Origin of the sequence: Modicisalibacter luteus DSM 23508, assembly GCF_000378505.1 — a bacterium.
GTDB classification, from domain to species: domain Bacteria; phylum Pseudomonadota; class Gammaproteobacteria; order Pseudomonadales; family Halomonadaceae; genus Modicisalibacter; species Modicisalibacter luteus.
In genome coordinates this window covers 176176-188382 of the sequence record NZ_KB899999.1, presented here as the reverse complement: position 1 = coordinate 188382, position 12207 = coordinate 176176, and the positions used below count along the sequence as shown (strand labels likewise).

General features: G+C 60.4%; 10 protein-coding genes. 7 read left to right on the top strand and 3 right to left on the bottom strand.

Annotated features, from left to right (window positions below; genetic code table 11):
- From F568_RS0116610 to F568_RS0116580, 7 genes are all read left to right on the top strand, one after another.
- Positions 1 to 359: SIS domain-containing protein (locus F568_RS0116610; RefSeq protein WP_026300607.1), on the top strand; the 359-nt coding region annotated here is incomplete at its 5' end.
- Between the two features lie 618 nt (positions 360 to 977).
- On the top strand, positions 978 to 3398 hold the full coding sequence (pgaA, locus tag F568_RS0116605) for a poly-beta-1,6 N-acetyl-D-glucosamine export porin PgaA (protein WP_026300606.1): 2421 nt from the start codon (positions 978 to 980) through the stop codon (positions 3396 to 3398).
- A complete protein-coding gene (pgaB, locus tag F568_RS0116600) occupies positions 3395 to 5365 on the top strand; it encodes a poly-beta-1,6-N-acetyl-D-glucosamine N-deacetylase PgaB (protein WP_019019886.1) in 1971 nt (656 codons plus the stop codon). The genes pgaA and pgaB overlap by 4 nt, the downstream gene beginning before the upstream one ends.
- Positions 5362 to 6609 (top strand): poly-beta-1,6-N-acetyl-D-glucosamine synthase, encoded by a 1248-nt coding sequence (gene pgaC, locus F568_RS0116595; RefSeq protein WP_026300605.1) that lies wholly within the window; start codon positions 5362 to 5364, stop codon positions 6607 to 6609. The genes pgaB and pgaC overlap by 4 nt, the downstream gene beginning before the upstream one ends.
- Complete coding sequence (locus F568_RS23050) at positions 6602 to 6883, top strand: hypothetical protein (protein WP_019019884.1); 282 nt, start codon at positions 6602 to 6604, stop codon at positions 6881 to 6883. The genes pgaC and F568_RS23050 overlap by 8 nt, the downstream gene beginning before the upstream one ends.
- A 166-nt stretch (positions 6884 to 7049) precedes the next feature.
- Positions 7050 to 8423, top strand: coding sequence for a Trk system potassium transporter TrkA (gene trkA / locus F568_RS0116585; RefSeq protein ID WP_019019883.1), 1374 nt, complete (start codon positions 7050 to 7052; stop codon positions 8421 to 8423).
- 236 nt (positions 8424 to 8659) lie between these two features.
- Positions 8660 to 8977 (top strand): c-type cytochrome, encoded by a 318-nt coding sequence (locus tag F568_RS0116580; RefSeq protein ID WP_019019882.1) that lies wholly within the window; start codon positions 8660 to 8662, stop codon positions 8975 to 8977.
- A gap of 58 nt (positions 8978 to 9035) precedes the next feature.
- On the opposite strand, the gene F568_RS0116575 is transcribed toward F568_RS0116580, so the two are convergent.
- The 3 genes from F568_RS0116575 to F568_RS0116565 are packed head-to-tail and all read right to left on the bottom strand — an operon-like array spanning position 9036 to position 12131.
- A complete protein-coding gene (locus tag F568_RS0116575) occupies positions 9036 to 10070 on the bottom strand; it encodes an ABC transporter substrate-binding protein (protein ID WP_019019881.1) in 1035 nt (344 codons plus the stop codon).
- A 1-nt stretch (position 10071) separates the two neighbouring features.
- Entirely contained in the window at positions 10072 to 11466 is a 1395-nt protein-coding gene (locus F568_RS0116570; RefSeq protein WP_019019880.1) for a sensor histidine kinase, read from the bottom strand.
- Entirely contained in the window at positions 11463 to 12131 is a 669-nt protein-coding gene (locus tag F568_RS0116565; RefSeq protein ID WP_019019879.1) for a response regulator, read from the bottom strand. The genes F568_RS0116570 and F568_RS0116565 overlap by 4 nt, the downstream gene beginning before the upstream one ends.
- Between the last annotated feature and the right edge of the window lie 76 nt (positions 12132 to 12207).

The window sequence follows — 12207 nt, the reverse complement described above, 5'->3', positions numbered from 1 at the left end:
CCTACATCCATGCCGAGGCCTACCCTGCCGGGGAGCTCAAGCACGGGCCGCTGGCGCTGGTCGACAGCGAGATGCCGGTGATTTCGGTGGCGCCCAACGACGAGTTGCTCGAAAAGCTCAAGTCCAACCTGCAGGAAGTGCGTGCCCGCGGGGGCGAGCTGTTCGTGTTCGCTGACGAGCACGTGACGCTGGCCCAGGCCGAGGGCATCCGCGTGCTGCGCCTGCCGCATGTCGACGAGGCGCTGGCCCCGATTCTCTACACCTTGCCCCTGCAGCTGCTGTCCTACCACGTCGCCGTGCTCAAGGGCACCGACGTCGACCAGCCCCGCAACCTGGCCAAGTCGGTCACTGTCGAATAAGCCTTGTCGCCGTGCCAGTTGGGACAACCTAACTGGGCCAATGCCAATTAGTGGAGCGGGCTGTAAGCCCGCTCCACGTTGGCTCGGCTACGTAGCCGACAATTATTGTTGGTTGCCTTCAGATTTACCTCAGTCGGTATATCGGCTTGCATTTTTGAGGGAGTGCATAAGTTGGTCAAGCGGGAAGGCTAAAGTTTAAAAGCCGGAAAGATTTTTTGTTCCTGTCATCATTTTTCAATAATTTTCGTGTAGAGCGCTTGTTCGGGGTTTAAGTTTCCGCCCAGAGGGTGATCGTGGCTCGGATATTAAAAATTTATTGAAACGCTGCTGATTTTATCTCTGTTCTAATGTTGTCAGGGCCCACGTTGGAAGTATTAGATATCTAATATGTCTAACGTCATTGAGTCCACCTTTAAAGATGCTAAAAGATACGCCTTTCCGAAACTTGAAGTAGTAATAAAAACACCCTGCTGATGAGTCAATGTCAGGTTGGGAGGGCTTCTCTCACCCCCTATCATATGCGTGCTTGTTACGGGCCTGTATATGGAAATTAATATAAGCAACAGACCGTTCTCGCCGTATAAGTCCAGACATATAAAGTAGGCAAGGGGACGTTAAATGAATAGCGCGACAAGGACGCTACTGTGCCTGATGGCGTTACTGGGAGCGGATGTGGCCTTGGCCCAGAGCGATCTCGACTCCCAGCGAGAATCCTGGGTCGTCATGGCCCGTCAAGGACAACTCAACGAAGCGATCGATGGCCTCGCTCGACTCTACGGTCGCACCGGCGACCGCACCGTTCTTTCTGATCTGATTGCCCTGCTGGTTCGTGACCAACGTTATCAAGAAGCCCTGAATGCCTGTACGGCGTGCAGCGTAGAAGATTATTCCAATGCTAGCCTGGAAACGCTGGGTCGGGCGGCACGCTTGGCGAACGACTATGAGCGCTCGCAGGAATTCTACCAGGCACTGACCTTACGCGACCCGAACAATGCCCAAGGATGGCTTGGCCTGGCCCTGACCAACATCGAACAGGGCTTTCATGAGACTGCCAACTGGGCCCTGACCCGCTACGAGGAGCGTTTTGGACGTACCGATGAGTGGTTCGAGGCGCGTGCCTACCTGGCAGCACGCAGCGACAATCCCATCGCGGAACTTCAGGCGCGCCAGCTGCTCGTCGAGCGTCAACCGCAGAACGAGAAGGAGATCAAGGCGCTCTATCGTCTGGCCGTGACTTTGGGAGCGCGCAGCGCCGCCGAGCGTCTGATGCAGGACTATCTCCATGTCTTTACCGCATCAGATCGCTTATGGCTGCGTTATTACGACGGCGTGAGCAAGATGCGCCTGGCCGAAAGCACCAACGATGTGGCTCGCACCGAGGCGGGCCTGGTCGACCTTGAGGCAGTCATCTCTGCGCCCAATGCCGATCCCGGACTGGTCCAGCGTGCCCAATACGACAAGGTCGTGGCACTGGCCACGCTGCGTCGCTTCAGGGACGCCGAGACGCTCGCAACGCAGCTCGAAACCCGTAACGGCACGCTGCCCAATTACGTACTCGAAGCCCGCGCGGATGCGCTCAGTGGCCTGGGCCGGCCGGACGAGGCACGCAAAATCTATGAAACATTGATTGCCTCCAATCCCAACCTCGCGCGCGACGTCAACAACCCACGTTATGAGTCGCTGGTCTATGCCTATGCCGATGCTCGCCAGTATGACGAGGCCGAGCAGGTGCTGGAGGAATGGAAAGCAGAGGAGCCCGCATCACGCTGGGACTTTACCGGGACTCAGCGCATCAACAACCCCAACTACGAGCGGGTCCATCATCTCGACGTGATGCTCTCCGCGTGGCGCGGCGATGAAGATGTCGCGTCTGAACGTCTCGACGCCTTGATCGAGCAGGCCCCGGCCAACGCCTCGCTGTGGCGCATCAAGGGGGACCTCAGTCGTTGGCGCGGCTGGCCTCGCCAGGCCGAGGAAGATTATAGGAAAGCCGCCCAGTTCTCGGCACCGGATGAGCGTAATGTGCCTACCTACGGGATTCTCATGACGCGCCTTGACCGGGGTGACTGGCGCGGCAGTGTCGAGACCATCGAACAGCGTATCGAGCAGGATCCACCCAGCGTCTCGCTGGATAGTCTGGCCCGGGAACTGCGCGAACAACGGGCCGGCCGGCTTAGTGTCAAGGGCTCGCGCGGCGACAGCACTGGCGCCGGTGTGCAGAGCTCGCGCGACTGGCGCTATGAGGCATTGCTGGAAGCCCCGCGCAACGATGCAGGTTCACGTTTCTTCGCTCAGCGCATTGGCCTGTTCGGTGAGTTCGAGGGTGACCCTCTGCATGCCGCTTATACCGCTGCCGGCTACGAGTTCAATCTGTACCCCGCCACCTTGAAACTGGCGGTTGGGGAGGGCGCCCAGCTCAACGAGGACCCGCTGATCTGGGGGGAGTTCAGCTATGCCTTCTCCGATCGTTGGACAGGCATCTTCAGTGCCGAGATCAATAGCGACGAGACGCCCCTGCGTGCCCTGCGCGATGACGTTTACGCCGACCTTTACCGACTCGAAGGGCGCTACCGCCGCGATGAGTCCGGCATGGGCGGCGTTGGGCTGGCCCTTATGGACCTGGAAGACGGCAACCTGCGCCGCGCCATTTCGGGCTACTGGACCGAGGAACTCTACGATCACGACGAGTGGGCCATCACAGGCCAACTATTCGCCGGTGCGTCGAAGAATGACGAGATCGAGACCAGCTATTTCAACCCTGGCCGGGACGCCAGCGTAAGTGGCGAGCTCGAACTCGGCTATACGCTGCCCCTGGGCTATCGCAAATCGTTTGTACAGACCCTGTCACTGGGGAGCAGCAGTTATTGGCAGGAGGATTATGGCAGCGATTCAACCTGGGCCGTCGGTTACCGGCACGGTTGGGAATTCGAACCCAACGTCATCTTCGAATACGGCTTCTCACGCCAGAAATCCGTTTACGACGGCGTTCCGGAGTACGGCAACTTCATTACTGCCGGTGTTGAATGGAGGTTCCTGTGAGTAAATGGATTGCTGCCCTGCTGGCGTTGTCATTGGCCATGCCGGTCTTTGCGGCCAAGAATACGGGCCGCGACCCGGGACGGGATCCCGGTGAATTCAGCGTGATCAGCTATCACGATGTGATCGATCTGGATCAGACCCCGGACATGAAGATTTTTCCGCAAACGATCACACGCAACCTGTTGGTCAAGCATTTCAACCTGATTGCCGAACTCGGCTATCACCCGGTCAGCTACCAGCAGATCATCGATGCGCGTGAAGGCAAGCAGCCACTACCGGAAAAGGCCATTCTGCTGACCTTCGATGATGGTTACCGCAGCTTCTACGAGATCGTCTATCCGCTGCTCAAGCTCTATGACTACCCCGCCATTACTGCTGTGGTCGGTAGTTGGCTCGACGTGCCTGCCGGGCAGCGAGTCCCGTACGGCGATACGACCCTGCCCCGTGAGCGCTTCATGACCTGGGACGAACTGCGCGAAATGCAGCAGTCCCCCTTGGTCGAGATCGCCTCGCATACCTATGACCTTCACAAAGGCATCATCGGTAATCCGTTCGGCAACCAGCAGCCTGCAGCGACTACCAGTGCGTGGTCGCCGTCCGGTTACGAGAGCGAAAGCGAGTACGTCACGCGTATACGCAACGACATGCAGACGACCCGTCAGCGTTTCCAAGACGAGTTGGGCAAGGGCCCACGCATCATGATCTGGCCTTACGGTGCCTACAGCAACGTCACGCTGGAGCTGGCCGCCGAAGCGGGGATGCCGCATACCTTCAGCCTGCTTGGGCACGTCAATAACGTGCAGGAAAACCCCCGGGAAATGGGGCGTTATCTGATCGATCAGGAAACCTCACTGGAGACCATCGAGGAGATCCTGGCTGATCGTACCTGGGAGCGCGACGTCGAGCGTATCGTGCATGTCGACCTTGATTACGTCTACGACGAGGACGAAGTCCAGCAGGGGGAGAATCTGGATGTCCTGCTCGATCGCGTCAAGAAGCAGGGCGTAAGCACCGTGTACCTGCAGGCCTACGCCGATGCTGATGGCAATGGCGTAGCCGAAGCATTGTATTTTCCCAACCGCCACATGCCGATGAAGGCCGACCTGTTCAACCGTGTCGCCTGGCAGCTCAAGAAGCGTGCCGGGGTCAAGGTCTACGCCTGGATGCCAGTCATGGCCTTCGATCTTGGCGAAGGCTACCAATACATCGTTGACGCGCGTCACGGTCAATCCAATCCGGACTACTATCGGCGCCTTTCACCCTACGACGAGAACAATCGCCGGATCATTCGTGAGATCTACGAGGATCTGGGCCGCATGACCAAGTTCGACAGCCTGCTGTTCCACGACGACGGGCTCCTGAACGATTTCGAGGACGCCAACCCGGCAGCGCTGCAGTGGTATGCACGCGAATGGAATCTACCCGGCAGCGTGACCCAGATACGCCAGGACGAGACGAAAATGGCCGAGTGGACCCGGCACAAGACGCAGTCCCTGATCGATTTCACCCATGAACTGCGCGATGCCGCTGACCATTATCGTCAGCATGACAACAAGCGCTTCCTGATCGCTCGCAACATCTATGCCCCGGTGGTCCTCGAGCCCGAGAGTGAGGCCTGGTTTGCCCAGAATCTCGAGGAGTTCGGCAAGGCTTACGATTACACCGCGGTAATGGCCATGCCGTACATGGAAGGTGCCAAGGATACAGATCACTGGCTGAGACGGCTTGCCAGTGAAGCGCTGGAACATGTTCCCGCCGAGCGCCTGGTCTTCGAACTCCAGGCCATGGACTGGCGTGACCAGTCGCCAGTGCCCAGCGAGACACTGGCGCACTGGATGCAAGTGATCCGCAGCGAGGGCATCGACAACTACGGCTATTACCCGGATGACTTCATCAATGGTCATCCCGAAACCAGCGTGCTGCGGCGTGACTTTTCGCTGACGGCCCATCTGGGGGATGCGCTATGAGTGCAATGGAGCTGCTGGCGCTATTCACCATCGGCTATCCCAGCCTGATGGCCACGGTGTGGATCTGTGGCGGCATCTACTACTACTTCCATTGGGAGCGCAAGCAGACAGAGCGGCCGGCTTCGGCCGGCGACCCCAATGCCCCGCGTGTCACCGTACTGGTGCCCTGTCATAACGAAGGGCAGAACATCGACGAGACGATTGGCCACCTGTTCCGGCAGAACTACCTCAATCTCGAGGTGATCGCCATCAACGACGGCAGTCGTGACGATACCGGTGAGCGCCTGGATGCATTGGCCCGCCAGTACCCGGCGCTGAAAGTGCTGCACCAGGTCAACCAGGGCAAGGCAAGCGCCATGAACCATGGCCTGGCCCATGCCAGCGGCGAGGTCATCGTCGGAATCGATGGCGATGCCGTGCTCGACTACGACGCGGTGAGCTGGATGGTGGAGCATTTTCTACGAAGCCCACGAGTCGGCAGCGTGACCGGCAATCCACGGGTACGTACGCGCTCCACGGCGATCGGCAAGATCCAGACAGGTGAGTTCTCTTCGATCATTGGCCTGATCAAGCGCGCCCAACGCATCTACGGCATGGTCTTCACCATCTCCGGAGTGATCTGTGCCTTTCGCCGCAGTGCGCTCGAGCAGATTGGCGGCTGGAGCACTGACATGATCACCGAGGACATCGATGTCAGTTGGAAGCTGCAACTGTCAGGCTGGCAAGTCCGCTATGAGCCGCATGCCATGTGTTGGGTGCTGATGCCTGAAACCCTGCGAGGCCTGTTTCGTCAACGTCTGCGTTGGGCCCAGGGCGGCGCCGAGGCGTTTCTGCGTCACCTCGGCAACGCCATTTGCTGGCGCAACCGCCGGTTCTGGCCGCTACTTCTCGAGTACAGCATCAGTGTCGTCTGGTGCTACTCAATGCTGACACTCATCGTGTTGGGCCTGCTCGACCTGGCACTGGTTATTCCAAGCTGGGACACAGCAGCGGCCCTGATGAGCTGGTCAGCGGGATTGCTGATCTTCCTGTGCCTGATCCAGTTCTGCGTCAGTTTCTATATTGACAGCCGCTATGACCACGCCATGGTCGACTGCCTGTTCTGGAGCATCTGGTATCCGTTCTTCTACTGGATTCTGAACATGATGACGGTCGTCATCGCATTTCCCAAGGCCGTGGTGCGTCGCCGCGGCCAGTTAGCCACCTGGAGTAGTCCCGACAGAGGAGAAGCCTTTCGTGAATAACAAGCTTGGCCCGATGATAATAAGCAACCCCAAGCGGCGTGGGTTGGGGTACCGCTTCCGTGATACCGCCCTGGTGCTGGCCACCCTCAGCCTATGGTGCCTGTTCGGCACGCAGACCTATCTGACAGTGTCGAGTGCCGAGTTCCTTGTAGAACAGGCGTATATCCTGGCCATTCTCAAGGTAACCGCTATCAACTTCTTCGCCGTGTTCATGATCTTCCACGCTTGGGTGATCTATGAGCGCTTGCTCTTCCGCATGAAGGTGAGGGCCTGAGATGCCTCGTTTGCGCCGGCCATGACACGTATCGCCCCGTAGCCGCTTTTTCTATCGACAGCCTCCCCATCATGTGCGGAGGCTGTTTCGTTTGACAGGGCCAAGGGCATTGCTGACGAGAAAGCGCCGCAACTATGCTGAACCCAACATCAGCTGGGACGCACCTATGAAGATTCTCATCCTGGGGGCCGGACAAATCGGCAGCAACCTGGCGGAACATCTCGTGCAGGAAGGACACGACATCACGGTCGTCGATACCGCCTATGCCCTGCTGGATGAACTGAGCACCAGCCTGGATATTCGCACCGTGGCGGGCAAAGCCTCGCATCCCAGTGTCTTGAGGGACGCCGGATGCGATGACACGGATATATTGATCGCCGTGACCAACTCCGACGAGATCAATATGTTGGCCTGCGAGGTCGCCAATGCGATCTTTCGCACCCCCACCAAGGTTGCCCGGATACGCGACAAGGATTATCTCGGCCAGGAGGCGCTGTTCTCATCGAAGGCGATTCCCGTGGATGTCATCATCAGTCCGGAGCAACTCGTTACCGACAGCATCTATCGCCTGTTCGAATATCCCGGGGCCCTGCAGGTGCTGGACTTCGCCGATGGGCGAGTTCAGCTCGTCGCGGTCAAGGCCATCGAGGGTGGGCCGCTGATCAACAAGGAGCTGGCGACGATAGGACAACACCTGCCCGATGTGAAAACACGGGTCGCTGCAATCTATCGTCAGGGGGCCGCGATCATTCCTCATGGCGATACCGTCATCGAGGAGGATGACGAGGTGTTCTTCCTCGCCTCGCGGCAGGATACCCGCACGGTGATGCAGGAATTGGGCAAGGCCGAGCAAGGATACCGCCGGGTCGTCATCGCCGGAGGCGGCAATGTCGGCGAGCGGTTGGCGGAAAAGCTGGAAGGCAGCCATCAGGTCAAGATCATCGAAGCCAACGAAACGCGTTGCCATTACCTGGCGGAGCGTCTGTCGCGGGCTGTGGTGTTGCACGGGCGTGCGACACGAAAGCGCCTGTTGGAAGAGGAGAACATCGAGGACTGCGACATCTTCTGCGCCCTGACCAACAGTGACGAGGACAATATCATGTCGTCGCTACTGGCCAAGCGGCTCGGGGCGCACAAGGTGCTCACGCTGATTACCGATCCGGCCTACGTGGAACTCATCCAGGGTGGTGACATCGATGTTGCGCTATCGCCCCAGCAGATCACCATCGGCAGCATTCTGGCCTACATCCGTCGGGGCGACATGACCCGGGCGTACTCATTGCGGCGTGGCGCAGCAGAGGCGATCGAGGCGGTCGCGCATGGCGACGCCAGGAGTTCCCGCCTCGTAGGATGCAGGCTAGATGATCTCAAGATGCCCGAGGGAGTGACCATTGGCGCCATCATTCGCGGTGACGAAGTCATCATGGAGCACCACGATGCCAGCATCGAACCAGACGATCACCTGATCCTGTTCCTGACCGACAAACGCCGCCTGCATGACGTCGAGCGCCTGTTCCAGGTCGGGGTGAGCTACTTCTAGTCATGGATTTCTCGCCAGGCCGGCATCGGTCACGAGTCGCAAGGCGCTACTGACATTGGTCATTGGTCATTGGACATTGGTCTCGGCTCCGGCATTGATGTCGATCAAGCCTTCCAAGAGCATCCCGGATTAGTCTATTTTGTATACACAAACGCAGTAATGACAATACGCTGGGTGCACCGACACCGAGCAGCCCGGGCTAGATAGCTCGTTTTTTCCTGGATCGAGGAGATCCCATGAAGAAGTCGTTCGTTTCCATCCTGATGTTGGGCAGCGCCCTGGCCATGTCATCCACCGCCTTCGCCGTGGATGCAGAAACGCTCTTCAAGTCCAAGGCTTGCGCCGCCTGCCACGCCATAGACACCAAGATGGTCGGGCCGGCCTATAGCGACGTGGCCGACAAGTACGCTGGCCAGGGCGATGCCGCCACCATTCTGGTCGATAGCGTCCTGAACGGTAGCAAGGGCAAGTGGGGGCCGATCCCGATGCCGCCGAACGCCGCCGTGACCGAGGAAGAGGCCAAGACCCTGGCGGAGTGGATTCTCGAGCAGTAACGTTTCAGGGCTTTTCACGTAAGGCTTGAAAGACCGTTAGCTGGCCTCGTTCTGGCCGTTAGGGCTCCAGAATGCGGATTTCTCGGTTCCAGCGGGTCATGAATGCCTTGCGGCGCAGCGGATCGACGAAGGCCAGCAGCGAGGCGTTGATGGGGATCGGGTAGAGCCGCTCACCGACCTGGTCGCGTAGTCGCTGGGCGGTGTACGGGCCAATGACTCCGGGCAGCACGCTGAACAGCGGCGTGCTGCCTGCGAGAATGCGCTGGCCCTCGATGCCGAGCAGAAAGCTGACGAAGGCCTTGGCAGCGGTCGGGTGCGGGGCGTCGCGGTGCACGAAGGCCATACGCATCATGACCAGCGCGTAGTCCTGGGGAACTTGCACGATCAGTTTCGGATGGTCCTGGGCCCAGTGCATTGCGTAGGAGCCCAGCAGGTTGTAGCCCACCCAGTACCTACCTTCGGTCAGGCCGTCTAGCATGGCCTGAGTATTGTCCTCCAGATTGACTTCGGCGGCGCCCATGGCAGCGACCAGATCCCAGAAGCGCGGCGAATAGCGCGCATCCTGCTGGAACAGCGTGTAGCCGACCCCGCTGCGTCCTGGCGAATAAGTCGTTACGCGGCCACGCAATAGTTCCTGTTGCGTAGTCAGGATGGTATGCAGGTCGGCGTGAGTCGTTGGGGGAATCATGTGTCGTGCCAGATCGAGGCGGTAGACGGTGACGATGGGTTCGAAGGTAAAGCCGAACACCTCGTTGCGCCACTTCGCCCATGCTGGCCAGTCACGCGCCTCGGCACTGTCCACGGGCTGGGCGAGGCCCTCGTTGACCCGCGCCAACTGCCAGGGCATCGCGGAGCTGATCACTACGTCGGGGGCCGGTCGCACTTCCCGGGCGCGTCGGTCGACTTCGAGCGTCGAGCGGTCGTGATACTGCAGGGCAATGTCGGGGTGAGCGCGCTTGAAGGCGTCGAGCAGCGGCGCGACTACCTGGCGGTCGAGAGCAGCTTCTACCACTAACGGTTTCCTGTCTTGCGCCCAAGTACCGAGTGGTAACAGGCAGAGCAGCACAAGGCCCGTCAGCCAGCGTCGCATCATGTCAGGTCTCCTCCGGCAGTAACGGAAAGCGGATGCCGATCCACAGGCCATGCCCCGGCGCGCTGTGTACGCTCAACACGGCGTCGTGACGTCGGGCAATGGAGTCGACGATGGCCAGACCGAGGCCGGAGCCCTGGGTGTCCTGACGCCCGCCACGCTCAAAGGGTTGATGCAGGCGGCCAAGCAGGTCGTCGCTCACGCCGGGACCGTTGTCCATGATCACGAGCAGTACCGTATCGGCCTGGCGCTCCAGGCTGAGCGTGATCTCGCTGTCCGGCGGCGTGTAGCGCAGGGCATTGTCGATCAGGTTGCCGATCATTTCCCTCAGGGACCAGGACTCGCCCTGGATGCGCACCGGCGTCTCGGGCAGCGATCCCAGCCCCAAGTCATGATGTTGGGCGATATCTCGTTCGGCCCATTCCATCACGGTATCGCGTAGCACCACCGACAGATCCACCGTTGCCAGTCTGGCTTCCTCGGCATGCCGCAGGCGGGCCAGGCTCAGCAACTGGCCGGCTAGGCGACTGGTGCGTGCCGCACTGCGATGTACGGTTTCCAAGGCCTGGCGCCAGTCGTCGGGACGCTCGCTCTGCAGCGCGAGTTCGCTGGTGCTCTGCAGGCCGGCGAGGGGCGTCTTGAGCTGATGGCTAGCATCGGCAGTAAAACGCAGCAGGGCATCGCGCCCCTCGCGCTGACGGGCAAGCAACGCGTTGAGGGCATCCGCCATGTCGTAGAGCTCGCCGGGGACCCTCGCATATAGCGGGCTTACGTCGTCGGCATCGCGCTGACGCAGCAACTGGCGCAGGCGGCGTACCGGGCCGAGTGCGGTTCGGATGGCAAGCAGCATCAGTAGCCCGGCCAGCAGCACCATTGTCAGGAAGCGAGTCAGGGTGCGCACGAACAGGTCGCTGGCAAGGGCGTCGCGGCCCGACAGGGTATGCCCGACCCAGATCTGCACGGGATCCAGCGACTCCCAGCCTGCCGAGGTCAGCTCGCGGCCGTGCAGGCGGATAGGCGAACCATAGTGTTGCACGGTCATCCACATCGGGCCGGTCTGGGCGGCACGCTGCCACTCCGGTGTCACGGTCCCGTCGAGGTTGCCGGTCACCTCGCGACCGGTCGCGTCGAGGATTGCATAGAACACCCGCTCCTGCTGGTTGGTGGCCAGTATCTGAAAGGCAGCGGCCGGCATCTCTACGATCGGCCGGCCGTCCTGCCATTGGATGGCCTCGGCGATGGTCAGACCGGCGGCCTCGAGCTGGCTGTCGTAGGCGCGGTCGGCGGCACGATGGGCGCTGGTGTAGGCCTCGATCAACAGGAATGCGCCAAGCACGCCCACAGTGGCTAACAACCAGACAGCCAAGCGCCGCTTCAGCGTGCCATCGACGATGATCACGCCGGGTCGTCCTCCAGGCGATAACCCATCCCGCGCAGGGTGCGGATGCGCAGACCGCTGCCCTGCAGGCGCTTGCGCAGACGGCTGATATACACCTCCAGCGCGTTGGGGCCCACCTCGCCGAAGCCGAACAGACGGTCGGCCAGCAACTCTCGGGGCGCGATACGCCCGGCATGTAGCAGTAACCCCTCCAGCAACACCAGCTCGCGGCGCGGCAGGGCCAGGAGCTCACCACGCAGGGTGGCGGCGCCCGAGGCCGGATCGAAGCACAGTTGGCCGAACTGCAGACGATTATCGATACGCTGCTGACTGCGACGCAGCAGAGCGCGGACCCGTGCCTCGAGTTCGGCCAGCGAGAATGGCTTGGCCAAGTAATCGTCGGCACCCAAGTCGAGTCCGCGGACGCGCTCATCAACGCCGTCACGGGCAGTGAGGATCATTACCGGCGTGGCATCGCCCCGCTCGCGCAATTCGGCGAGCAGTGACAGGCCATTGCCGTCGGGCAAGCCCAGGTCGAGCACGATCAGGTCGAAAAGGCTATGTGCCAATGCCGCCCGGGCTTCGCCCAGGCGGGAGAATGTCTCGACGGTATTGCCTAGAGGGCCGAGGGCCTGGACGAGGGAACGGGCAATCAACGGGTCGTCTTCGACGATAAGCAGGCGCATTGGACCAAAGTCTCACGGGGAAGAGGCGGGGATGACAGGTTGATGAAAGGTTGTGTCTCTAGCATCTCTAGAGTCA

Bases quoted from the DNA above. Each gene is read 5' to 3' on its own strand.
- F568_RS0116575 (WP_019019881.1), bottom strand. From the start codon at position 10,070: ATGATGCGACGCTGGCTGACGGGCCTTGTGCTGCTCTGCCTGTTACCA.
- pgaA (WP_026300606.1), top strand. From the start codon at position 978: ATGAATAGCGCGACAAGGACGCTACTGTGCCTGATGGCGTTACTGGGA.
- F568_RS0116565 (WP_019019879.1), bottom strand. From the start codon at position 12,131: ATGCGCCTGCTTATCGTCGAAGACGACCCGTTGATTGCCCGTTCCCTC.
- trkA (WP_019019883.1), top strand. From the start codon at position 7,050: ATGAAGATTCTCATCCTGGGGGCCGGACAAATCGGCAGCAACCTGGCG.
- F568_RS0116580 (WP_019019882.1), top strand. From the start codon at position 8,660: ATGAAGAAGTCGTTCGTTTCCATCCTGATGTTGGGCAGCGCCCTGGCC.
- pgaC (WP_026300605.1), top strand. From the start codon at position 5,362: ATGAGTGCAATGGAGCTGCTGGCGCTATTCACCATCGGCTATCCCAGC.